Origin of the sequence: Streptomyces sichuanensis, from assembly GCF_020328095.1 — a bacterium.
Taxonomy (GTDB): domain Bacteria; phylum Actinomycetota; class Actinomycetes; order Streptomycetales; family Streptomycetaceae; genus Streptomyces; species Streptomyces cinnamoneus.
The window spans coordinates 101,170-122,644 of sequence record NZ_JAIXMK010000018.1 but is presented as its reverse complement, the minus strand read 5'-3'; the positions used below and the strand labels follow the sequence as shown (position 1 = coordinate 122,644).

Below are 21,475 nucleotides of genomic sequence, written 5' to 3'. Positions count from 1 at the left end.
ACCCGATGGTGGGAGACGATGTTCCCGCAGGCCAGGCATATACGCCCACCACCACTACGCCCACGGCGAACGCCCGCGTGCCCCGACACGCCCGCCCGTGGTCCCGCCACCACCCCCGGTGACGCGCCACTGGGCCCGCTATATCGCCTCTTCCCACGGGGAAGGTCCTACCCGTAGGCACCGGCACTCCATGCGGCGCGGGGACTTTCCCTCCGCTACGGGCGAACACCCTCGCGCCACCAGGAGCCCCTGTGCGCCCCTGACGTCTTATACGGAGCGTGCCCAACTATCAACGGTGCGTAACCTCTTGGGTTTTCCACAGTTGCACCGTTCATGACGGTAGCCCTCCCGTGCCCGTGCCGCCCCTCGGGCGATCCGACCCCGCCCGGGGACCAGCCCCGGGGCCCGCACCCGTGGCGCCGGTGGCGCCAGTGGTACGAGTGCGTCCTCGGCTGGCCGACCGCGCCGACCGCCTACCGGCGGCCGCCGGAGCTGATCACCGGGGTGCGGTTCGACGCGCTGGGGATGCCGGCCGAGGCGGGTTTCGCCGTGCTCGACCGGGTGGCCGCCACCGGGCCGGTCGCACTGGACGGCCGCACCCGGACGATGTGGTTCCTGACCGCCGCGGGCAGCGCCGACGAGCTGCCCGGCCTGCTGGGCTGGCTGGAGTGGGGCGGCGTGGCCCTGGAGCTGACCGCACGGGGCGCGGGCGGCCGGATCGTGGCGCCGGAGCCGCTGGACGGGGCCTCCTGGCCACAGACGGGCGACGGCGGGCCCGGCGGAGGTCGCGGAGCGTCGCGGGCGTCACGGGGACGCTACGGCCCCCAGGAGTCCGTGGGGCCCGTGGAGGCCGTGTGGCTGCGGCCGCCGGAGCCGGGGCGCGACGTGGAGTCCACGCTGCCGGTGGCCGGCCTCGGGGGCGACGGCGGCGCCCCCGATCTCGTACGGCTGGTGGGCGCGGCGGCCACCGAGTGCCACCGGGCCCGGCTGCTGCGCGCCGGCGGGGCGCGCAGGGATCAGCCGCCGGGGAGTCGGCCGGGAGGGCCGGGGGATCGGGCGAGAGATCCCGCAGGTGATCAGGCGTTGGCCTTCTCGTACGCCTCACGGATGTCGGCGGGGACGCGGCCGCGGTCGTTCACGTTGTAGCCGTTCTCCTTGGCCCACGCGCGGATCTTCGCGGTGTCGGGGCTTCCGGCGACGGCGGCACCGGCACGGGCCTTCCCGCGGCCGCCGGTGGCGCGGCCACCCGTGCGACGGGCCGACTTCACGTAGTCCGCGAGCGCCTCGCGCAGCTTGTCCGCGTTGGCCGTGGTGAGGTCGATCTCGTAGGACTTGCCGTCCAGGGCGAACGTGACCGTCTCGTCGGCCTCGCCGCCGTCGAGGTCATCGACAAGAAGGACCTGAACCTTCTGCGCCACGGGGGATTCCTTTCATCAGCGGAAAAGAGATTACGGAGGAATAGCAAACCGCCTTTCCCGGAAAAACACAAACCCCCCGGGAAGGTTCAGTCGGCCTTCAGCATGGGAACGATGGCTTCCGGGCCTGCACGATAGGGGCGCGATTCGGACATAGGGACCGCGCTCACAGATGCAGAAGCATCCGGCTGTTGCCAAGGGTGTTCGGCTTCACTCGTTCGAGACCCAGGAACTCGGCAACGCCCTCGTCATAGGAACGCAGCAGCTCGCTGTAGACATCCCCGTCGACGGGGGTCTCTCCGATCTCCACGAAGCCGTGCTTCGTGAAGAAGTCGACTTCGAAGGTGAGGCAGAAAATGCGCCGCACCCCCAGCCAGCGTGCGGTCTGCAGCAGCTTGTCCAGTACCAGGTGGCCGATGCCACCGCCCTTGACGTCGGGGTCCACGGCGAGAGTGCGTACCTCCGCGAGGTCTTCCCACATCACGTGCAGCGCGCCGCATCCGATGACGGTACCGTCCTCGTCCCGCTCGGCGACCCAGAACTCCTGGATGTCCTCGTAAAGCGTCACCGTGGCTTTGTCGAGCAGGATGCGGTCGCGGGCGTAGGCGTTGATGAGCCGGCGGAGCGCGGGCACATCGCTGGTGCGGGCCCTGCGGACGGTGACGACTTTAGTGAGAGCGGACATGTCCGGACGCTATCGCCCCGGCGCTCCCTGGGGGTCGTCGGGCCCGTCGAGTTGCGCGACGCGGATGGCGTCACGGAGGGCCTCGCGTTGTTCGGCCGACATCATGCCGAAGAAGGCGACGAGGGCGGCCGCGGGGTTGTCGCTGAGGGACCATGCCTCGTTCATCAGTGCGGCCGAGTAGGCGGCCCGGTTGGAGACCGCCTCATATCGATAGGCGCGGCCTTCGGCTTCCCGCCGCAGCCAGCCCTTCTGATACAGGTTGTCCATTACGGTCATCACAGTGGTGTACGCGATGGACCGTTCCTGCTGAAGGTCTTCCAGGACTTCCCGAACGGTGACAGGTCGGTTCCACTCCCACACGCGCGTCATCACGGCGTCTTCCAGTTCACCCAGGCGTCGAACCACACGCGAATAATAGTGGGAGATGTCTTGAATGCCGGTTTATCGGCGCGCCCCGGCGCGGGCAAATCCCGGCCTCGAACCGATGACGGAACCGGCGGTGAAACGGCCGCGGGACGGGAGCCGGCGGGCGCGGCAAAAAGGGCGCACGCTCCGAGTAAATGCGCTCGGTTCGTACGCCCGGGCCGGGGCCGGCTCACGCGCCGGGCCCCGGGGAAGTGCCGTCGTCTCAGGCCCCGGCGGGCTTCGCCGTCTGCTCGGCGGCTTCGGCGCGGGCCAGTGCGGCGTCCACGAGGGCGTCCTCCTTGGCCTTGTTCGCACCGCCCTGGCTCTTGACGATCGTCACGACCAGTGCGGTGAAGGCCACCGCCATCACCACGGGCGGGACCAGCGCGGCGACATAGTCCATGGCCGTCGGCTCCTTCTGGATCGGGGATTGTGCCGTATTCGAGCGACCCGCCCAGATTACGCGCCCGCCTCCGTCCCGGACCGGCCGGGTCAGGCGGGCCGGGCGGCGGTGAGACCCCGGGCGGCCGACGGCTGCGCGGGCTTGCGGCGGGGCGGGAAGACCTCGCCGGGCGTGGGGATGGGCCGCTCCGGGCGGGGCGACGACGGCTTCGGCTTGGGCTGCGGCGCGGCTGGGGGCTGCGCGGGCTTGTCGCCAGGCTTCGGGTCCGGCCCGGCGGTGCAGCCGCCCGGCAGGGCCATCAGGCGCGTGCGCGCCGGCTCAGGACGGCCCGCCTCGGGACGATCCGTCTCGGGACGGCCCGGCTCGGAACGGCCCGCCTCGGAGCAGCCCGCCTCGGAGCAGCCCGGCTCGGAACGGCCCGCCTCGGGACGGCCCGGCTCGGGACGATCCGCCTCGGGACGGCCCGCCTCGGAACGACCCGCCTCGGAACGACCCGCCTCGAAGTGGCCCGCCTCACGACGGCCCGCCTCCGGACGGTCCGTGGGAGCGGCGTCGGCCGCCCGGGCGGCGAGCCTGGCCCGTGCCGCCTGCTCGGCCAGGTGCTCGCAGCGCGCCAGCAGGGCGCGGCGCCGGCCCGCCTCGGCCCCCTCGCCCACCGTCGGCCCGCACAGCGAGCGCAGTGCGGCGAGATCGTCGGCCCCCGGCCGGTAGCCGTCGGCGAGCGCGTCGCGCAGCCGCTGCACATAGCCGGACGCGGCGCCGGGCAGCGCCTCGCGGTGGCGGACGAGGTCGGTGAGCAGGAAGGCGCGCAACCGGGCGCCCTCCCTCCCGGCCTCGTCCACGGCCCGTGCGAGCCGCAGACAGGCCCGTACCTCCGCCTCCCGGGCGGGGCCGGGCCGGGAGGGAACGGACTCGGGCCGGACTGCGATGTCGAGGGCACGACGCAGCACGCGCAGCTCGTCCGCGCTGAACGCCATGCCGCCGCGGGATCCATAGGGCGTGGGCATGGGCCGACTTTAAGTGCTAAGCGGACAAAATTCGCTCAGCCCGCAATACCGGGCGCGGCGCCGGGGTCGCAGCCGGATTCCCGCGGCCCGCCCTCAGTCCTCGCGGCGGCGCAGTCCCAGGGCGATGGCTCCGGCCGACAGGGCGGTGCCGGAGGTGGTGGCGAGGAGGAGGGTGCCGGACAGGGCGGCGGCCGGGTGGCTGCGGGGGGTGGGGGCGGTGTCCGTCACCTCCACGCGGATGGGCGCGGAGTCGTTGGCCGGATCCGGGTCGGGGTCCGGGTCGCCGTCGGGGTCGACGACGCGCACCCAGCCCTCGGCGTCCTCGACCTTCTCGTCGATGCGGACGCGGAAGCGCAGCGTCTCCCGGTCGCCCGCCGCGAAGTTCTCGCCGATGGTGCACAGGTACGTGCCGCTGTGACCGGCGCTCTCGGCGCACCGCTGCCCGCCGTCGCGGGCCGGGTCCGGGGCCGCGGCGGAGACGATGGTGGTGCCCTCCGGGGCCGTGACCTCGTACGCCCGGCCTCCGGTGGCGGCCGGGCCGGGCCCGGCGTTGCGCACGCCGAGTTCGACGTCGACGGTCTCGCCGAGGTGGCCGGCGACGGGGTGCGCGATGGCCTGGTAGTCGGCGGCGCGCGGGGCGGCCTGCCCGGCGTGGGCCTGAGCGGCCGTCAGGCCGAGGCCGGCCATCAGTAAGGCGGCGGCGGTGGCCGCCCGTTGCCGTATTCGTTTCATGCCCATCCGCCTCAGTCCCCATCGACCGCCCGGTCACGCCTGACAGCTGTCAGGACACCTTCGGCCGCGGGTTGGTTGCCCGGGGGCGGGGGAAAAGGATCTCCCCCGCTGCAACGGGTCAGCTTCGGGCCACGTTCCGCTCGTACACCAGCCGCAGGCCGATCAGCGTCAGCCACGGCTCGTGCTCGTCGATGACGCTGGCCTCGCCGAGCACCAGCGGCGCCAGGCCGCCGGTGGCGATGACGGTGACGTCGTCGGGGTCGTCCGCCAGCTCGCGGGCCATGCGGCCCACGACGCCGTCGACCTGGCCGGCGAAGCCGTAGAGGATGCCGGACTGCATGGCCTCGACGGTGTTCTTGCCGATGACGCTGCGCGGACGCGCGATCTCGATCTTGCGGAGCTGGGCGCCGCGGACGCCGAGCGCCTCGGTCGAGATCTCGATGCCGGGGGCGATGACGCCGCCGACGTACTCGCCGCGCGCGCTGACCGCGTCGAACGTGGTCGCCGTGCCGAAGTCGACGACCACGCACGGCCCGCCGTACAGCTCGACGGCCGCGACCGCGTTGATGATGCGGTCCGCGCCGACCTCCTTGGGGTTGTCCATGAGGATCGGCACGCCGGTCTTCACGCCGGGCTCGACGAGGATCGCGGGCACGTCGCCGTAGTAGCGGCGGGTCACTTCGCGCATCTCGTGCAGCACGGACGGCACGGTCGAGCAGATGCAGATGCCCTCGATGCCGTCGCCCAGCTCGTCGCCGAGCAGCGGGTGGCGGCCCATCAGCCCCTGCAGCAGCACGGCCAGTTCGTCCGCGGTGCGGCGCGGGTCGGTGGAGATGCGCCAGTGCTCGACGATGTCCTCGCCGTCGAACAGGCCGAGGACGGTCTGGGTGTTGCCGACGTCGATGGTGAGCAGCATCAGGGGGTCTCCTCGCGGAGGTCCAGGCCGATGTCCAGGATCGGGGAGGAGTGCGTGAGCGCGCCGACGGCCAGGTAGTCGACGCCGGTCTCGGCGTAGGTACGGGCGTTGGCCAGCGTCAGGCGGCCCGAGGACTCCAGCCGTGCCCGGCCGGCGACGAGGGCGACGGCCTCGCGGGTCTGCTCGGGGGTGAAGTTGTCGAGCAGGATGAGGTCGGCGCCCGCGTCGAGGACCGGCTCGATCTGGTCGATGCGGTCCACCTCGACCTCGATCGGCACGTCCGGGAACTCCTGGCGCACGGCCTTGAACGCCTGGGCGACGCCGCCGGCGGCGATGACGTGGTTGTCCTTGACCAGCGCCGCGTCCGACAGCGACATGCGGTGGTTGACGCCGCCGCCGCAACGGACCGCGTACTTCTCCAGCGCCCGCAGGCCGACCGTGGTCTTGCGGGTGTCGCGGACCGCCGCCCCGGTGCCCTCCAGCTCGTCCGCCCAGGCGCGGGTGGCGGTGGCGATGCCGGACAGGTGGCACAGGATGTTGAGCATGCTGCGCTCGCCGGTGAGCAGGTCGCGGGTGAGGGTGCGAACGGACAGCAGCTTCTGCCCGGCCTCGACGCGGTCGCCGTCCTCGACGTGCCGCTCGACCTCGAACTCGTCGGTGCACACCACGGAAAGGATCGCCTCCGCGACGCGCAGGCCGGCGACGGTGCCGGCCTCGCGGGCGGTGAAGTCGCCGGTGCACACGGCGTCCTCGGGGATGGTGGCGAAGGTGGTGATGTCCTTGCCGCCGTCGAGGTCCTCCTCGATGGCCAGGTGCGCGAGGTCCTCGATCTGCAGCGGGTCGAGCCCGGCCTCGGCGATCAGGCGGGCGAGCTCCGGGTCGAGCCCGCACTCGAAGCCCTCGTCGCCGTACTCGCCGCCGGCGCAGCCGCAGGCGTCACCGCAGCCGCCGGCCGCCGCTTCCGCCTCGGCGGACTCCTGGCCGGACCGGCCGATCTGGTGCAGGGGGCGGTCGTCGTGGGTGCTCACGCTGTTCTCCTCGGGGGCGGCGGTGACGGGCGGGAAGGCGGCGGACTCGGTGGTGGAGACGGCAAGGGTACGGTCCGGGCGCAGCGCCACGAGGAGGTGACGGCGCCACTGGTCGTCCGCGCGCTCCAGGTGGTCCTCGCGCCAGTGGCAGCCGCGGGTCTCCTCGCGGCGCAGGGCGGCGGCGACGAGCACCTGGGCGACGAGCAGGAGGTTGGTGGTCTCCCACGCCTCGGTGCCGGGCTCCTCCGTCACGGCCTCGCGCGCGATGCGGGCCAGCTCCTGTGCGGCGCGCTCCAGGCTCGTGCTGGAACGGAGCACTCCGGCGCCGTCGGTCATCGTCTGCTGGATCGCGGCCCGCGCCTCGGGGGCGATCAGCAGGGCGGGCGCGGCGTCGTCCGTGACGGGCTCCGCCGCCGCGCGGGCGGGGGCGCCGTCGGGGCCGGGGGTGAGGTCCGCCGCGATGCGCTCGGCGAAGACGAGGCCCTCCAGGAGGGAGTTGGACGCCAGACGGTTCGCGCCGTGGACGCCCGTGCAGGCCACTTCGCCGCACGCGTACAGGCCCGGCACGGTCGTGCGTCCGTGCAGGTCGGTGCGGACGCCGCCCGAGGCGTAGTGGGCGGCGGGTGCGACGGGGATGAGCTGGGTCACCGGGTCGATGCCGTGCGCCCGGCAGGCGGCCAGGATCGTGGGGAAGCGGGTGGCCCACATCTGTGCGCCGAAGTGCCGCGCGTCCAGGTACATGTGCTCGGCGCCGCGTTCGCGCATGCGCCGCATGATGCCCTTGGCGACGATGTCGCGGGGTGCGAGCTCCGCCAGTTCGTGCGCGCCGACCATGAAGCGGTGGCCGTCGGCGTCGACGAGGTGGGCGCCTTCGCCGCGCACCGCCTCGGACACCAGCGGCTGCTGGCCCTTGGCGTCGGGGCCGAGCCACAGCACCGTCGGGTGGAACTGCACGAATTCGAGGTCGGAGACCTCGGCCCCGGCGCGCAGGGCCAGGGCCACGCCGTCGCCGGTGGAGACCGCCGGGTTGGTCGTCGCGGAGAACACCTGGCCCATGCCGCCGGTGGCCAGCACGACCGCGCCGGCCCGGACGGCGCCGACGCCGTCGCGCCGGCCCTCGCCCATGACGTGCAGGGAGACGCCGGCCGCGCGGCCGGTGGCGTCCTTGAGGAGGTCGAGGACGAGGGCGTGCTCGATCGTCTCGATGCCGGCGGCGCGCACGGCCTCGACGAGCGCGCGGGAGATCTCGGCGCCGGTGGCGTCACCACCCGCATGGGCGATGCGGCTGCGGTGGTGGCCGCCCTCACGGGTCAGCAGGATCTCGCCGGAGTCGGCGTCGGTGTCGAAGCGGGCGCCCGTGCCGATGAGGCGGCGCACCGCGTCGGGGCCCTCGGTGACGAGGGCGTGCACGGCCTCCTCGGAGCAGAGGCCCGCGCCGGCGACGAGGGTGTCGTCCAGGTGCTGCTCCGGGGTGTCGCCCTCGCCGAGCGCGGCCGCTATGCCGCCCTGGGCCCAGCGGGTGGAGCCGTCGTCGAGCAGGGCCTTGGTGACGACGGTGACCTTCCGGCCGGCGGCGGCGCAGCGCAGCGCGACGGTGAGGCCGGCGACGCCGGAACCGATGACGACGACGTCGGCGTCGACCGACCAGCCGGGCCGGGGAGCGTTGAGTCGTATGCCGGTCATCGCCGCTCTCCGAAGGTCAGGTGGACGTTGTCGATCAGGCGGGTGGTGCCGACCCTGGCGGCGACGGCGAGGACGGCCTCCCCGCTGTGGTCGTCGGCGACCTCGGTGAAGTCCGCGGGGTCGATCAGGGCCAGGTAGTCGAGGACGACGGGCGGCTCCATGCCGGCCGCCGCGTCCAGGACCGCCCGCGCGGAGCGGCGGACCGCCGCCGGGCCGGCTTCGAGGGCCGCGGCGCCGGTCAGCAGGGCGCGGGAGAGCTCCAGCGCGGAGGCGCGGTCGGCGTCGGAGAGGTAGCGGTTGCGGCTGGAGAGGGCGAGGTTGTCGCCCTCCCGGACGGTGGGGACGCCCACGATCTCGACGGGGAAGTTGAGGTCGCGCGCCATGCGGCGGATCAGGGCCAGCTGCTGGGCGTCCTTCTGGCCGAACAGCGCGAGGTCGGGGGCGGTGAGGTGGAGCAGCTTGGCGACGACGGTGAGCACGCCGTCGAAGTGGCCGGGGCGCGAGGCGCCTTCGAGGCGCTCGCCCATGGGGCCCGCGGTGATGCGGACCTGGGGCTGGCCACCGGGGTAGACCTCGTCGTCGGCGGGGGCGAAGACGACGTCGGCGCCGGCCTGCCCGGCGAGGAGGACGTCCGCGTCGAGGGTGCGCGGGTAGCGGTCGAGGTCCTCGCCGGGGCCGAACTGCAGCGGGTTGACGAAGACCGTGACGACGACCTGCCCGTCCGGGCCGGCCAGCCGGCGGGCCTCGCGGACGAGCGTGGCGTGGCCCTCGTGCAGGGCGCCCATCGTCATCACTACGGCACGGCGGCCCTCGCGCGGGAGGGCGTGCAGCTCCTCGGCGGTGCGGGCGAGCTGGGTGGTCACTGGGTGCCTCCGTCCGCGAGGACGCCGAGGAGGTCCTCCGCCAGTTCGGGCTTGAGCAGGCCGTGCGCGAGGGCGCGGTCCGCGGTGGTCCGGGCCATCGCCAGGTAGCCGGCGACGGCCTGGGGGGCGTGGGCGCGCAGCTCGGCGACGTGCGCGGCGACGGTGCCGGCGTCGCCGCGGGCCACCGGGCCGGTGAGGGCGGCGTCGCCGCTGCGCAGGGCGTTGTCGAGGGCGGCGCCCAGGAGCGGGCCGAGCATGCGGGCGGGGTGCTCGACCCCGGCCGTGCGCAGCAGCTCCATGCTCTGGGCGACGAGCGTGACGAGGTGGTTGGCGCCGATGGCGAGGGCCGCGTGGTAGAGCGGGCGGGCGCTCTCGGCGATCCACTCGGGCTCGCCGCCCATCTCGATGACGAGCGCCTCGGCGGCCAGCCGGAGCTCGTCGGGGGCGGTGACGCCGAAGGAGCAGCCGGCCAGCCGCTGGACGTCGACGGGGGTGCCGGTGAACGTCATCGCGGGGTGCAGGGCCAGCGGCAGGGCGCCGGCGCGGGTGGCCGGGTCGAGCACGGCGGCGCCGTGCCGGCCGGAGGTGTGCACGAGGAGCTGTCCGGGGCGCACGGCGCCGGTCTCGGCGAGGCCCGCGACCAGCCCGGGCAGCGCGTCGTCGGGCACGGTCAGCAGGACCAGCTCGGCGTGGGCCAGGACGTCGGCGGGGGCCATGACCGGCACGTCGGGGAGCATCGTGGCCGCCCGGCGCAGCGAGGCGTCGGAGACGCCGGAGACCGCCACCGGGCGGTGTCCGGCGAGCTGGAGCGAGGCTGCCAGGGCGGGGCCCACGCGGCCGGCGCCGACGACGCCGACGGTGAGCCGGGCAGGGCGGTCCTGAGGACTCCCGTGGTCGGGGGAGAGATGTGCGTTCACGCGGCGGGATGCCTTCCGTTCCAGTCCGCGGGGGTACCGGACGATTCCCTTGTCATGCTACGCGAGGCGGGCGCACGTCTCTCCTGGCCGTCCCCAGCCCTGTGGACGACGGGTCAGGCGCGGATCAGGCCCTGTCGGCGCTGGCCCCGCAGGGCCGCCGCCCACCGCCGGCGGCGGGTCGTGGTGCGCCCGCCGACGACGGCCTGGAAGCGGAGCCACGTGCGGAGTTCGCGGACGGCCCGCACGTCGCCGCTGCCCGGTGCGGGCGGGGCGCTCTCCTGGTGCTGGGCGAAACGGTAGAGGTCGAGCATGTGCTGCTGGCTGGCGTTCATGTCCTCCACGGTGCGCCGCCGGCCGCCCACGGTGCGCATGGATTGACGAGAGCCGTCAATCGACCGTCCGACCTGCGAAAAGGAGGGCACGATGGGCACATGAGCGTGATGATCGACATCGCGGGCCTGCCGCCCGAGCGCATCCTGTTCCGCCCCTCCCCGCTGGCGGAGCTGTGCGCCGCGCTGCACGCCCTGGCCGAGCCGGGGCACCACCCCGGGCTGCACGGCTGGACGACCGCGACCAATTCCGCCCTCAAGCCGGACCTCGCGGACCGGCTGTGCGAGGCGGACTTCCTGTGGACCTCCACGTTCTCGGACGTCAACATGCCGTTCGCGGCCCTGCCCGACACCCAGGGCATTCCCGGCAGCACCCTCGCCGAGGACCTGGACATGCTGGACCGGCTCGACGACGAGGTCTTCGTCAACGCGGCGATGGAGATCTCGTGCTCCAGCCTCTACTCCTCCCCCGGCCCGTCACCGCTGGTCGACGCCGGGGCGCGGGAGCACGCCCTGGAGCGGGCCACGGCCCGCGGGCCACGGCAGCTGGAGTTCGCCAAGCGGCTGCTGGACGACCCGCCGGCCGTACGGGCCTGGCTGCGGCGCCTCTTCGAGGACTGCGCGGAGGCGTTCTTCAACGACGTCTGGCAGCGGGTGCGCGTCCAGCTCGCCGCCGACGCCCGGCACAAGACCGAGGTGCTGCGCCACAAGGGCCTGGCCGAGGCGCTGGGCCAGGTGTCGGCCGCGGTGTCCCTGTCGGAGGACGGGTCCCGGATCGTCGTCGACAAGCTCGGCAGCGGCCGTACGACCGCGCTCGACCCGGCGATCGGCCCGGGCGTCACGTTCGTCCCGTCCTCGTTCGGCTGGCCCCACGTGTGGGTGCTGCACGCCCCGGGCTGGCGCCCGATGGTGCACTACCCGGTGGCCGCGCCCGAGCTGCCCGGCCCCGCCTCGCTGGACCTGCTCAAGCTGCGCCTGGAGGCCCTGTCCCACCCCTTGCGGATGCGCATGTGCCGCTTCCTGGCGCGGGCCAGCTACACCACGGGCGAGCTGGCGAGCGGCGTCGACATCACCCCGCCGGAGGTCTCCCGGCACATCGCGGTGCTGAAGAAGGCCGGGCTCGTCACGACGCGGCGGCGCGGCCGGTACGTCCTGCACCAGCTGGACCTGACCGTGGTGGCCCGGCTCGGCAGCGACTTCGTCGAAGGGGTGCTGCGGTGAGGCGCGCGGCACCCCGGGACGGGCTCCGCGGGGGCCGGCCACGGGGCCGCGGTGGATCCTCGCGGGCCAGGACCTAGCGGGTCGCCGGGCCGCCGCCACCGGCCCGTACGAGGCCGCTCTCGTAGGCCATCACGACCACCTGCACGCGGTCCCGCAGGCCCAGCTTGGTGAGGATCCGTCCCACGTGCGTCTTGACCGTCGCCTCCGAGAGCACCAGCCGCGCGGCGATCTCGCCGTTGGAGAGCCCCTGGGCCACCAGCAGCATGACCTCGCGCTCGCGGTCGGTGAGCCGGCCCAGCTCGGTGCCGGTCGGTTCGTTGCCGGCGCTCGGCAGCATCGGGGTGAAGCGGTCCAGCAGCCGGCGGGTGGTGCTGGGCGCCACCACCGCGTCGCCGCTGTGCACGGCGCGGATCGCGCCCAGCAGCTCCGCCGGCGGCACGTCCTTGAGCATGAAGCCGCTCGCGCCGACCTTGAGCGCCGAGAAGGCGTACTCGTCGAGGTCGAAGGTGGTCAGGATCAGCACCTTGGGCGGATCGTCCTGGGCGCAGATGCGACGGGTCGCCTCCACCCCGTCCAGGCGCGGCATGCGGACGTCCATCAGGACGACGTCCACCGCCGTGCCGGCCAGCACCTCCAGCGCCTCCTGGCCGTCCCCGGCCTCGGCGACGACCTCCATGTCCGGCTGTGCGGCCAGCACCATGCGGAAGCCGGTGCGCAGGAGCACCTGGTCGTCGACGAGCATGACTCGGATGGACATGCGGAGTCCCCTTCGGAGGTGGATGGGTTGAGTCGGTGTGCGGGGGCGGTCAGCGGCCCGACCGGATCGGCAGCAGCACGCTGATACGGAAGCCGCCGCCCGGCCGCGGCCCCGCGTCCAGCGTGCCGCCGACCATGCCGACGCGCTCGCGCATTCCGATCAGACCATGCCCCATGCCGTCGGCGCCGCCCGCTTCGTACAGCTCGTGCTGCGCGCCGCGGCCGTCGTCCTCGACGAGCAGCCCCAGCCCGTCGTCGAAATAGGTGAGCCGGACGCTGGCGCCCACGTCGGGGCCGCCGTGCTTGCGCGTGTTCGTCAGCGCCTCCTGCACGATCCGGTACGCGGTCAGCTCCACGCCGCTCGGCAGCGGCCGCGGCGCGCCCTCGACCTTGAAGTCCACCGGCAGGCCCGCGCCCCGCACCTGCTCGACCAGGTCCCCGATCTGCTCGACGTCGGGCTGCGGGACGTACTCGCCGCCCTCGCCGCTGTCGTCGGTGCGCAGCACGCCCAGCAGGCGGCGCATCTCGGCGAGGGCCTGGCGGCCGGTGCTGGAGATCGTCTCCAGGGCCTGTTTGGCCTGCTCGGGCGAGCCGTCCAGGACGTAGGCGGCACCGTCGGCCTGCACGACCATCACGGAGACGTTGTGTGCGACGACGTCGTGCAGCTCGCGGGCGATGCGGGCGCGCTCGGCGGTGACGGCGATCTGCGCCTGCTGCTCGCGCTCCTTCTCCAGGCGTGTGGCGCGCTCCTCCAGCTGCGCCCAGTAGGCGCGGCGGGTGCGCACCGAGTCGCCGAGGACCCAGGCCAGGATGAAGGGCACGGTGAGGAAGACGATCCCCGCGATGCTCTTGCCCGTCGAGGAGTACTCGGGCGGATCCGGCCAGCGGAGGGAGGTCAGGACGGGCGCGAGGACACCGCCGATCAGCGCGTAGCGGGAGGCCCAGCGGGTGTTGCCGGACGCCACCGTGTAGATGATCACCAGCATGGCGAAGTCCCACACGTTCGGGCCCACGTCGAACACCAGCTGCGCGACCCCGGCCGCGGTCGCCAGCAGCAGCATCCGCTCGGGGGCGCGCCGCCGCAGGGCGATCACCACGCACAGGGCCACGGCCGTGCACGCCGCCACGATCTTCGACCCGTGCCCCTGACCGCTCCCCTCGATCACGGACAGGCCGCTGAGCCCCAGCAGGAGGAGAGCCCAGAAGCTGTCCACCCCTGTGGGGTGCCTGCGGAGAAAGTCGTAGAGGCGGTGCACGTCACCCAGCGTAGGCACCCCGAACCGGTGCCGGGGTCAGCCCGGCGGTCGATCCGGCCGCATCCCGTCTACTCCCCAAGGTGGAGGCCCCGGGCCCGCCGTCCCCGCTTACCGTGTGCGTATGGCGAGCGGAACGAACGGAACGAGAACCTGGCGGGAGGCCACCGAGGCCGCCCTGTACGGCCCCGGCGGCTTCTACCGCCGCCCCGAGGGCCCTGCAGGCCACTTCCGCACCTCCGTTCACGCCTCCCCGCTCTACGCCGGGGCCGTCGTGGAGCTGCTGCGCCGCGTCGACGCCGCCCTCGGGCACCCCGGCGAGCTGACGTTCACGGACGTCGGGGCGGGCCGCGGCGAGCTGGTGGCCGGGGTGCTCGCGCAGTGCCCGCCGGAGCTGGCCGGGCGGCTGCGCCCGTACGCGGTGGAGCTCGCCGACCGGCCGGCGGGCCTCGATCCGCGCGTGGAGTGGACGGACGCTCCCCCGGACGGCGTCCACGGCCTGCTGTTCGCCAACGAGTGGCTGGACAACGTGCCGCTGGACGTCGCCGAGGCCGACGGCGCCGGCACCCCGCGCCGGGTGCTCGTCCGGCCGGACGGCGAGGAGCTGCTCGGCGACCCGGTGACCGGCCGCGACGCGGACTGGCTGGCCCGCTGGTGGCCGCTCGAAGGGGCCCCTCCCGGCTCCCGCGCCGAGATCGGCCACCCGCGCGACGCCGCCTGGGCCGCGGCGGTGGCCACGCTGCGGTCCGGTCTGGCGGTGGCGGTGGACTACGCCCACGACCTCGCCGCGCGCCCGCCGTTCGGCACCCTGACCGGCTTCCGCGACGGACGCGAGGTCCGGCCGGTGCCGGACGGCTCGTGCGACATCACGGCGCACGTGGCGCTGGACGCGGCCGCCCTGCCGGGTGGGCTGCTGCTCACTCAGCGGGACGCGCTGCGCACCCTCGGCGTGGACGGCACGCGCCCCTCGCTGGCGCTCGCCTCGTCCGACCCGGCCGCTTACGTGCGCGCGCTCGGCGCGGCCGGCGAGGCGGCGGAACTGACGTCGCCGGCGGGGCTGGGCGCGTTCGGCTGGCTGGTCCAGCCGGTGGGCGCGGCGTGCGAGGGCCTGCTGGCCCCTGCCCCTCCGCTCCCCTGAGGGGGCTCTGCGGGCACTCTAGGGATTCCCCCGGTTTCGGCCAGGGGTGGGTCAGGGGAGAAACTAGCCCCATGACGGAGACGACAGTCGGCATCGGCGGCGCGGCGGAGAGCACCGACATGGTGCTCAACATCGGGCCTCAGCACCCGTCCACCCACGGTGTGCTGCGGCTGCGGCTCGTCCTGGACGGCGAGCGCGTCCGGCACGCCGAGCCGGTCATCGGCTACATGCACCGGGGCGCGGAGAAGCTGTTCGAGGCGCGCGACTACCGGCAGATCATCATGCTCGCCAACCGCCACGACTGGCTGTCGGCCTTCTCCAACGAGCTCGGCGTCGTCATCGCCGTCGAGCGCATGCTCGGCATGGAGGTCCCCGAGCGGGCCGTGTGGACGCGCACGCTGCTGGCCGAGCTGAACCGGGTGCTCAACCACCTGATGTTCCTCGGCTCCTACCCGCTGGAGCTCGGCGGCATCACGCCCGTCTTCCACGCCTTCCACGAGCGCGAGGAACTGCAGACGGTCATGGAGGAGGTCTCCGGCGGCCGGATGCACTACATGTTCAACCGCGTCGGCGGCCTCAAGGAGGACCTGCCCGCGGGCTGGCTCGGCCGGGCCCGGCACGCGGTGGCCCAGGTCCGCTCGCGCATGGACGTGTACGACCGCCTGGTGCTCGGCAACGAGATCTTCCGCGGCCGTACGCGCGGCGTGGGCGTCCTGTCGCAGGAGACCGTGCACGCCTACGGCGTGAGCGGGCCGATCGCGCGCGCCTCCGGCGTGGACTTCGACCTGCGGCGCGACGAGCCGTACCTCGCCTACGGCGAGCTGGCGGACGTCCTGAAGGTCGTCACCCGCGAGGAGGGCGACTGCCTGGCGCGCTTCGAGTGCCTGCTGGACCAGACGCACAACGCACTGGAACTGGCCGAGGCGTGCCTGGACCGGCTGGACGAGCTCGCGCCCGGCCCGATCAACCAGCGGCTGCCGAAGGTGCTCAAGGCCCCGGAGGGCTCGACCTACGTCTGGACCGAGAACCCGCTGGGCCTCAACGGCTACTACCTCGTCTCCAAGGGCGACAAGACGCCCTACCGGCTGAAGCTGCGCTCGGCGTCCTTCAACAACATCCAGGCGCTGACCGAGCTCCTGCCGGGCACGCTGGTCGCCGACATGGTGGCGATCCTGGGCTCACTGTTCTTCGTCGTGGGCGACATCGACAAGTAGTCCAGGGCCGGCGCGGGCGCCGGCCCTGGAACGCAAGGGCGGCAGCCCCTACGAGATCGCGGTGCGCAACTCCGCGACGTCGATCTGCTCCGTCTCGTCGTGAGCGGTCAGGTCGATGACCTTCCCGTCCTTGCCGGCCGCCTCGGCGGCCTCCGCGAGCGCCTCGTCGCCGACGACGTCCGCGAGGTCCTGCTCCTCGACCGGCTTCTTCTTGGCCTTGTCGCCGCCGTTGCCGAAGAAGTCGAACCCGCCCTGCGCCCGGGAGGCGGGCCGACGCGCGGCAGGCACGACCTCGGCCTTCGCCGCGGGGGCCTTGGCGGCGGGTGCCGCCGGGGCCGGGGCCTTCGGGGCCGGTGCGGGCTTGGGAGCCTCCGGGGTCCGGGCGGCGGGTGCCGTCGGGGCCGGGGCCGTGGGCGCCACGGGCGCCGGAGCCTGGGTCAGGGCCTTCGGGCCCTGCGCCCCGCCCCGCCGCTGCGCGGCGGCGTTGCGCTGCAGGTCGCGCAGGGCGTCGGCGGCCTGACGGTACGCGGCCTCGTCGAGGCCGGACGTGGCCGTACGCTCCGGGCCCCCGGCCTCCAGGGCCTTGGCACCGGAAGCGGCGCCCTTCGCCAGCAGGCGGCGGCCCTCCATGGCGCTGGCCCGGCCCGTCTCCGCGGTGGCGTACCGGCGCAGCAGGTCGGCGTGCTCGGTCCGCAGGCGGGCGAGCTCGCTGCGCTTGGCGCGCAGCTTCGCCTCCAGCTTGGTGCGCAGCAGACGGGTCTCTTCGAGGTCCGTCTCCAGCTCGGCTATGCGCTCCTCGGTCTTCCACTCGTCGCGCGTGCGGGCGGTGGTGAGCTGGGCGACGCGCTTGCCGGCCGCGCGGTCCCAGCGGCGCATCAGCACGGAGCCGACCACGGCGGCCGCGGAGGCGGCGACGGCGAGGCCCTGGACGACGACGGTTTCGTCCACCGCCAGGGCACCGGCGGCGCAGACGACTGATGTCGCCGCGACCGTCAACGGTGGAAGAAGCCGGTGCAGGGGTGCGGAATGGCGGTGGCGTCCTCGTGGCATGGCCTGAAACTTACCGTGCGTCGCCACGGGAGTGTGACCGCACCGCCAAACTCTTCGCTTGATCTTACTTCTCCACCGCTCCCTCACCTTGTGTCACTTCGGTTGTCACTTCGAGAGGAGCTTCTTGTCCTTGAGGTACCGCGCCGCAACATCGGCGGGCTTGAGCCGCTGTGCGTCGACCTTCTTGTTGAGTTCGGTGAGATCCGCCGTGGTCAGCACCCGGTTGAGCTTGCCGAGCGCCTCGGCGATCTTCTGCGAACCCGCCTTCTTCGCATTCACCACCGGCAGGACGTTGTCGGAGTTCTGCAGCTTCTTGTCGTCCTCAAGAAGTACAAGACCGAACTGTTCGAGTGTGGCGTCCGTGGTGGTGGTCAGCAGCAGCTGGTCCTTGCCCTCCTTGACGGCCTGCTTGGCCTGGGTGCTGCCGACCTCCAGCGGGTCGATGCCGGCGACCTCTATGCCGTAGGTCTTCTCCAGGCCCGGCTGGCAGAAGGGCCGCTGGGAGCACTCGTCGCCCGCCGCGAGGCGTACCCGCTCCTTGGACCTCCCCAGATCGGAAAGCGTCTTGAGCTGGTGTTTTCCCGCAAAGTCGGCCGTGACCGCGAAGGCGTTCTGGTCGACGGCCGGGCCGGCGTCGAGGACGGTGAGACCGCGCGGCTCGGCGAGTTTCCGCAGTGCCTTCACGGTGGCGGCGGCATCGGCGGACGCGACCTGCGGGGCGTCCTTCCCGTTCTGCTTCTTGTTCAGGAATTCGGCGAGCGTCGCGGCGTACTCGGGCACCACGTCGATCTCGCCCTTCTCCAGGGCCGGCTCATAGAGCTCGCGCGCGTCGACGGTCTTGATCGACGTCGAATATCCGGCATCCTTGAGCAGGCCCGCGTATATCTCCGCCAGCACCTTCGACTCGGTGAAGGAGGCCGAGCCGATCACCAGAGATTCCCGGCCGGACTCGGCGGAACTCCCGCTACCGGATTTCTCCAGGCTGTCGCCGCCGCAGGCGGTGAGCCCCACCGTCAAGGCTGCGGCGCCGGCCACCACCGGGAGGGCGCGGGCGAGCCGCGCTCGACGCGGTGTCCTGGTCATCGGGAACTCCATCCAGTCGTCAGGCCGGCCGTCAGGAGTGAAGGCCGGCGTGAAAGGTCATGCCGGGACCGTCGCCGCGTGTCCGCGCATCGGGTCCAGCAGCCGCTGCAGCAGTACGAAGGCGCCCTCGACCAGCAGCGCCAGCACGGCCACCAGCAGCGCCCCCGCCACCACCTGGGCGGTGTCGGTGAGCCGGAAGCCGGCCGTGATGATCCGGCCCAGGCCGCCGCCACCGGGCAGGGCGGCCAGCGTGGTCGTGGCCACGACCTGCACCGCGGCGGACCGCACCCCGGTGAGGATCAGCGGGAAGGCCAGCGGCAGTTCGACCCGGGCGATGATCTGACCTCCCGTCATCCCCATGCCCCGCGCCGCCTCGACCATGTCCCGGTCGACCTCGCGCATGCCCACATAGGCGTTGGTCAGCAGCGGGGGTATCGCGAACAGCACCAGCGCGATGACGGTCGGCCACGACCCGTGCGTACCCAGCGGGCTGAGCAGCAACAGCACCAGCACCGCGAACGTCGGCACCGCCCGGCCCACGTTGGAGATGTTGACCGCCAGCGCACCGCCCTTGCCCACGTGGCCGAGCAGCACGGCGACCGGCAGCGCGATCGCACAGGAGATCAACAGGCAGACGACGGTGAGGAAGAGGTGCTCCCCCAGCCGGTGCCAGACACCGTCCGTGCCGGACCAGTGGGCGGTGGTGGTCAGCCACTCCCAGGTGCGCTCGACGACTCCCATCAGGCCACCGCCTTCTCGGTCCTGCGCACCTTCGGCGCGGCCTTCGCCCGGCGCTTCGGCCGCGCCCACGGCGTGAGCAGCCGCTGGACGAGCAGCAGCGCCAGGTCGGCCGTGACCGCCAGCACCACGCACAGCACGGAGGCCGTGAGGACCTGCGCCTTGAAGTAGCTGCGCATGCCCTCGTAGATGAGGTTGCCCAGCCCGCCGTAGCCGATGATGGCTCCGACGGTCGTCAGCGACACCGTGGAGACCGTGGCGATCCGCAGACCGGCCATCAGGGCCGGTACGGCAAGCGGCAGTTCGACGGCGAACAGCAGCCGCAGCGGGCCGTAGCCCATGCCGCGGGCCGCCTCGCGCGCCTCCTGCGGCACCGAGGCCAGGCCGGTGAGGATGTTGCGCACGAGGATCGTCAGCGAATAGAGCACCAGGCCCGTCACCACGACCGCCGCCGACAGCCCGAACACCGGTACCAGCAGCGAGAACATCGCCAGCGAGGGGATGGTGTAGAGGATCGTGGTCATCCCGAGGACCGGCCCCGCAACGGCCCGCCATCTGCGGGCGAGCAGGGCCAGCGGGAAGGCCACGAGCAGCCCTATGGCCACCGAGGCCAGGGTGATGCCGACGTGCTGGAGCGTGGCGTCCGTCAGCTCCTGGGTGCGTGTGCGCACGTACTCACCGCAGACCCAGTCGTTGGAGATCAAGCAGTTGTCGTCCGCCATCCGCGCCCTCACCTCCCCCTCGGCCTTCACGGTCGGTCACTGGCGACCCTAACCCGGGGCACTGACATTCGCCTCCGACGGACATCCGCCTGCAACATTGTTCGAGACAGGTACGGCCACAATGGGGAGCCATGATCCGCTTCGAGCACGTCACCAAGAGCTACGCCGACGGTACGACCGCCGTGGACGACCTGTCCTTCGAGGTGGCGGAGGGCGAGTTGGTCACCCTCGTGGGCCCGTCCGGCTGCGGCAAGACCACCACGATGAAGATGGTCAACCGGCTCATCGAGCCGACCTCGGGCCGGATCCTCGTCAACGGCGAGGACATCTCCACCGTCGACCCCGTCGAGTTGCGCCGCCGCATCGGCTACGTCATCCAGCAGGTGGGGCTCTTCCCCCACAAGACCGTGCTGGACAACACCGCCACTGTGCCGCACCTGCTGGGCTGGCAGCGCAAGCGCGCCCGCGCCCGGGCCGCCGAACTGCTGGACCTCGTCGGGCTCGACCCCACCGTCTACGGGGACCGCTACCCCGACCAGCTCTCGGGCGGGCAGCGCCAGCGGGTCGGGGTCGCGCGGGCCCTGGCCGCCGACCCGCCCGTCCTCCTGATGGACGAGCCCTTCGGCGCCGTCGACCCGGTCGTGCGGGAGCGGCTGCAGAGCGAGTTCCTGCGCCTGCAGTCCCAGGTCCGCAAGACGGTGCTCTTCGTGACGCACGACATCGAGGAGGCCGTCCGGCTCGGCGACCGGATCGCGGTGTACGGCAACGGCCGCATCGAACAGTTCGACGCCCCGGCCGCGGTCCTTGGCGCCCCCGCCACGCCGTACGTCGCCGACTTCGTCGGCGCCGACCGGGGCCTCAAGCGACTGTCGGTGACCCCGATCGAGGCCGGTGACCTGGAGCAGCCGCCGGTGGTCCACCTCGACGACCGGCTGTCGGAAGCGGCCGGGCTCCTCGCCCGCAAGGACGCACGCTGGGCGGTCGTCCTGGACGACTCGGACCGGCTGCACGGCTGGATCTCGGCGGAGGCCGCGGCCTCGGGCGAGGGCCTGGTGCGGGAACGGGCGCGGCGGATGGACGCGTGGCTGCCGCTGGGCGCCTCCCTCAAGCGGGCGTTCAGCACGATGCTGCAGCACGACGCCGGCTGGATCGCGGTGCTGGACGGCGAGCGCGCCGACCACTTCCTCGGCGTCCTGACACCCGCGCGGCTGCACGAGGCCCTGCGGCGCTCGATCGAGGCCGATGCCCGGGGCGGCTCACGCAGCGAAGTGGAACTGGAGACCGTGCCGGGCGTCTAGGAGAGCACCGGCGGCACGGCCACCGGCCCGCACGACGCCGGAGCGCCGGGACACGCCCCGGCGTCGTACGCCCGAAGCGCGTGGCCCGCGGCGTACGGCGCTACTTTGCGGACACGGCCTAGGCGCGGCTGGTGCCGGTGCCGCCGGGGCCGTCCTCGTCGTCGTCCTCCGGCAGCTTGCAGACCCGCTCCATGAAGAAGGCGGCCGCTACGACGCAGGCACCGGCCAGCACCGACGCGCCCGCGTAGATCGCCTGGTCCCGGCGGACCTCCACGTCCAGGCCCTCGATCAGGAGGAAGACGCCCACGCCGCCGTACATCCCCGCGACCAGCGCCGCGACCAGCGCACTGGCCTGGCCGAAGACCACCGCCCGGGCCGCCAGCAGCGGATCGACGCCCTTCGCTCCGGGCCGCCGCTCGCGCTGCGCCCGCAGCCGGGCCCGCAACGACAGCGCCGTCGCGGCGAGGACCACGGCGATGACCGCCAGCACGATGGGTGCCGCCACCGGCACGCGCGGCAGCGTGCCGAAGGAGTCCCACAGCCGGGCGGCGCCCCACGAGAGCACTCCGGCCACGGCGAACAGGCCGACCAGCACCCCGATCCGAAGTTGCTTCACCGA

The 21,475-nt window shown here is 73.3% G+C and carries 23 protein-coding genes and 1 pseudogene; 5 read left to right on the top strand and 19 right to left on the bottom strand.

Translation table 11 applies throughout. The annotated features are described in order from the left end of the window. The first annotated feature begins 333 nt into the window (after positions 1–333). Positions 334–1,146, top strand: coding sequence for an SCO3374 family protein (locus LE181_RS09220; protein WP_225660713.1), 813 nt, complete (start codon positions 334–336; stop codon positions 1,144–1,146). Here LE181_RS09220 and LE181_RS09215 read toward each other — a convergent pair. The 12 genes and pseudogenes from LE181_RS09215 to LE181_RS09160 all read right to left on the bottom strand — a co-directional run bounded on the left by LE181_RS09215 (position 1,077) and on the right by LE181_RS09160 (position 10,425). Continuing rightward, entirely contained in the window at positions 1,077–1,418 is a 342-nt protein-coding gene (locus LE181_RS09215; RefSeq protein WP_190112568.1) for a histone-like nucleoid-structuring protein Lsr2, read from the bottom strand. The genes LE181_RS09220 and LE181_RS09215 overlap by 70 nt on opposite strands. Positions 1,419–1,581: 163 nt before the next feature. Further along, complete coding sequence (locus LE181_RS09210) at positions 1,582–2,100, bottom strand: amino-acid N-acetyltransferase (protein ID WP_225660712.1); 519 nt, start codon at positions 2,098–2,100, stop codon at positions 1,582–1,584. A 9-nt stretch (positions 2,101–2,109) separates the two neighbouring features. Beyond that, on the bottom strand, positions 2,110–2,505 hold the full coding sequence (locus LE181_RS09205) for a BlaI/MecI/CopY family transcriptional regulator (protein WP_190112566.1): 396 nt from the start codon (positions 2,503–2,505) through the stop codon (positions 2,110–2,112). Positions 2,506–2,728: 223 nt separating this feature from the next. Next, the gene (locus tag LE181_RS09200; RefSeq protein WP_225660711.1) at positions 2,729–2,908 is read right to left on the bottom strand and encodes a hypothetical protein; all 180 of its coding nucleotides are present in this window, start codon (positions 2,906–2,908) and stop codon (positions 2,729–2,731) included. A gap of 89 nt (positions 2,909–2,997) precedes the next feature. Continuing rightward, complete coding sequence (locus LE181_RS09195; RefSeq protein ID WP_225660710.1) at positions 2,998–3,915, bottom strand: hypothetical protein; 918 nt, start codon at positions 3,913–3,915, stop codon at positions 2,998–3,000. 93 nt (positions 3,916–4,008) lie between these two features. Beyond that, complete coding sequence (locus LE181_RS09190; protein WP_225660709.1) at positions 4,009–4,647, bottom strand: DUF11 domain-containing protein; 639 nt, start codon at positions 4,645–4,647, stop codon at positions 4,009–4,011. Positions 4,648–4,765: 118 nt separating this feature from the next. Beyond that, a complete protein-coding gene (locus tag LE181_RS09185; RefSeq protein ID WP_225660708.1) occupies positions 4,766–5,563 on the bottom strand; it encodes a type III pantothenate kinase in 798 nt (265 codons plus the stop codon). After that, entirely contained in the window at positions 5,563–6,591 is a 1,029-nt protein-coding gene (gene nadC, locus LE181_RS09180) for a carboxylating nicotinate-nucleotide diphosphorylase (protein ID WP_225660707.1), read from the bottom strand. Before nadC ends, LE181_RS09185 begins: the two co-directional genes overlap by 1 nt. 12 nt (positions 6,592–6,603) lie before the next feature. Beyond that, a pseudogene (locus tag LE181_RS09175) lies at positions 6,604–8,274 on the bottom strand (L-aspartate oxidase); the annotation flags it as partial. Next, entirely contained in the window at positions 8,271–9,137 is an 867-nt protein-coding gene (gene panC / locus LE181_RS09170; protein ID WP_225660706.1) for a pantoate--beta-alanine ligase, read from the bottom strand. The gene panC and the pseudogene LE181_RS09175, both read right to left, overlap by 4 nt. Then, positions 9,134–10,054 carry a Rossmann-like and DUF2520 domain-containing protein gene (locus LE181_RS09165; protein ID WP_190112559.1) on the bottom strand — a complete coding sequence of 307 codons (921 nt, stop codon included), beginning with the start codon at positions 10,052–10,054 and terminating at the stop codon, positions 9,134–9,136. The genes panC and LE181_RS09165 overlap by 4 nt, the downstream gene beginning before the upstream one ends. Positions 10,055–10,167: 113 nt before the next feature. After that, positions 10,168–10,425, bottom strand: coding sequence for a hypothetical protein (locus tag LE181_RS09160; protein WP_225660705.1), 258 nt, complete (start codon positions 10,423–10,425; stop codon positions 10,168–10,170). 60 nt (positions 10,426–10,485) lie between these two features. On the opposite strand from LE181_RS09160, the gene LE181_RS09155 reads away from it, so the two are divergent. Continuing rightward, on the top strand, positions 10,486–11,604 hold the full coding sequence (locus LE181_RS09155; RefSeq protein WP_225660704.1) for a DUF5937 family protein: 1,119 nt from the start codon (positions 10,486–10,488) through the stop codon (positions 11,602–11,604). A 73-nt stretch (positions 11,605–11,677) separates the two neighbouring features. Here the strand turns inward: LE181_RS09155 and LE181_RS09150 are convergent, their stop codons facing one another. Then, positions 11,678–12,361, bottom strand: a complete 684-nt coding sequence (locus LE181_RS09150; protein ID WP_225660703.1) for a response regulator transcription factor — start codon at positions 12,359–12,361, stop codon at positions 11,678–11,680. A gap of 49 nt (positions 12,362–12,410) precedes the next feature. After that, a complete protein-coding gene (locus tag LE181_RS09145) occupies positions 12,411–13,616 on the bottom strand; it encodes a sensor histidine kinase (RefSeq protein ID WP_225660702.1) in 1,206 nt (401 codons plus the stop codon). A 121-nt stretch (positions 13,617–13,737) separates the two neighbouring features. Between LE181_RS09145 and LE181_RS09140 the strand changes: the two genes are divergently transcribed. Then, positions 13,738–14,751, top strand: coding sequence for an SAM-dependent methyltransferase (locus LE181_RS09140; protein WP_225660701.1), 1,014 nt, complete (start codon positions 13,738–13,740; stop codon positions 14,749–14,751). Between the two features lie 71 nt (positions 14,752–14,822). Continuing rightward, positions 14,823–15,965 carry an NADH-quinone oxidoreductase subunit D gene (locus LE181_RS09135; RefSeq protein ID WP_225660700.1) on the top strand — a complete coding sequence of 381 codons (1,143 nt, stop codon included), beginning with the start codon at positions 14,823–14,825 and terminating at the stop codon, positions 15,963–15,965. Positions 15,966–16,013: 48 nt separating this feature from the next. On the opposite strand, the gene LE181_RS09130 is transcribed toward LE181_RS09135, so the two are convergent. From LE181_RS09130 to LE181_RS09115, 4 genes are all read right to left on the bottom strand, one after another. Then, positions 16,014–16,913, bottom strand: a complete 900-nt coding sequence (locus LE181_RS09130) for a hypothetical protein (RefSeq protein ID WP_308103109.1) — start codon at positions 16,911–16,913, stop codon at positions 16,014–16,016. Between the two features lie 207 nt (positions 16,914–17,120). Continuing rightward, positions 17,121–18,098 carry an ABC transporter substrate-binding protein gene (locus tag LE181_RS09125; RefSeq protein WP_225660698.1) on the bottom strand — a complete coding sequence of 326 codons (978 nt, stop codon included), beginning with the start codon at positions 18,096–18,098 and terminating at the stop codon, positions 17,121–17,123. Positions 18,099–18,155: 57 nt separating this feature from the next. After that, a complete protein-coding gene (locus LE181_RS09120; protein WP_225660697.1) occupies positions 18,156–18,839 on the bottom strand; it encodes an ABC transporter permease in 684 nt (227 codons plus the stop codon). Further along, complete coding sequence (locus LE181_RS09115; protein WP_225660696.1) at positions 18,839–19,558, bottom strand: ABC transporter permease; 720 nt, start codon at positions 19,556–19,558, stop codon at positions 18,839–18,841. The genes LE181_RS09120 and LE181_RS09115 overlap by 1 nt, the downstream gene beginning before the upstream one ends. Before the next feature lie 131 nt (positions 19,559–19,689). Between LE181_RS09115 and LE181_RS09110 the strand changes: the two genes are divergently transcribed. Beyond that, positions 19,690–20,856, top strand: a complete 1,167-nt coding sequence (locus tag LE181_RS09110) for an ABC transporter ATP-binding protein (protein ID WP_225660695.1) — start codon at positions 19,690–19,692, stop codon at positions 20,854–20,856. A 118-nt stretch (positions 20,857–20,974) separates the two neighbouring features. Here the strand turns inward: LE181_RS09110 and LE181_RS09105 are convergent, their stop codons facing one another. Next, positions 20,975–21,472 carry a DUF3180 domain-containing protein gene (locus tag LE181_RS09105; RefSeq protein WP_225660694.1) on the bottom strand — a complete coding sequence of 166 codons (498 nt, stop codon included), beginning with the start codon at positions 21,470–21,472 and terminating at the stop codon, positions 20,975–20,977. Between the last annotated feature and the right edge of the window lie 3 nt (positions 21,473–21,475).

Excerpts from the sequence above, each read along its gene's own strand:
- LE181_RS09210 (WP_225660712.1), bottom strand. The coding sequence starts at position 2,100 with ATGTCCGCTCTCACTAAAGTCGTCACCGTCCGCAGGGCCCGCACCAGC.
- LE181_RS09220 (WP_225660713.1), top strand. The coding sequence starts at position 334 with ATGACGGTAGCCCTCCCGTGCCCGTGCCGCCCCTCGGGCGATCCGACC.
- LE181_RS09200 (WP_225660711.1), bottom strand. The coding sequence starts at position 2,908 with ATGGACTATGTCGCCGCGCTGGTCCCGCCCGTGGTGATGGCGGTGGCC.
- LE181_RS09140 (WP_225660701.1), top strand. The coding sequence starts at position 13,738 with ATGGCGAGCGGAACGAACGGAACGAGAACCTGGCGGGAGGCCACCGAG.
- LE181_RS09115 (WP_225660696.1), bottom strand. The coding sequence starts at position 19,558 with ATGGCGGACGACAACTGCTTGATCTCCAACGACTGGGTCTGCGGTGAG.
- LE181_RS09120 (WP_225660697.1), bottom strand. The coding sequence starts at position 18,839 with ATGGGAGTCGTCGAGCGCACCTGGGAGTGGCTGACCACCACCGCCCAC.
- LE181_RS09125 (WP_225660698.1), bottom strand. The coding sequence starts at position 18,098 with ATGACCAGGACACCGCGTCGAGCGCGGCTCGCCCGCGCCCTCCCGGTG.
- LE181_RS09185 (WP_225660708.1), bottom strand. The coding sequence starts at position 5,563 with ATGCTGCTCACCATCGACGTCGGCAACACCCAGACCGTCCTCGGCCTG.
- LE181_RS09155 (WP_225660704.1), top strand. The coding sequence starts at position 10,486 with ATGAGCGTGATGATCGACATCGCGGGCCTGCCGCCCGAGCGCATCCTG.
- LE181_RS09150 (WP_225660703.1), bottom strand. The coding sequence starts at position 12,361 with ATGTCCATCCGAGTCATGCTCGTCGACGACCAGGTGCTCCTGCGCACC.
- LE181_RS09135 (WP_225660700.1), top strand. The coding sequence starts at position 14,823 with ATGACGGAGACGACAGTCGGCATCGGCGGCGCGGCGGAGAGCACCGAC.
- LE181_RS09160 (WP_225660705.1), bottom strand. The coding sequence starts at position 10,425 with ATGCGCACCGTGGGCGGCCGGCGGCGCACCGTGGAGGACATGAACGCC.
- LE181_RS09110 (WP_225660695.1), top strand. The coding sequence starts at position 19,690 with ATGATCCGCTTCGAGCACGTCACCAAGAGCTACGCCGACGGTACGACC.
- LE181_RS09190 (WP_225660709.1), bottom strand. The coding sequence starts at position 4,647 with ATGAAACGAATACGGCAACGGGCGGCCACCGCCGCCGCCTTACTGATG.
- LE181_RS09195 (WP_225660710.1), bottom strand. The coding sequence starts at position 3,915 with ATGCCCACGCCCTATGGATCCCGCGGCGGCATGGCGTTCAGCGCGGAC.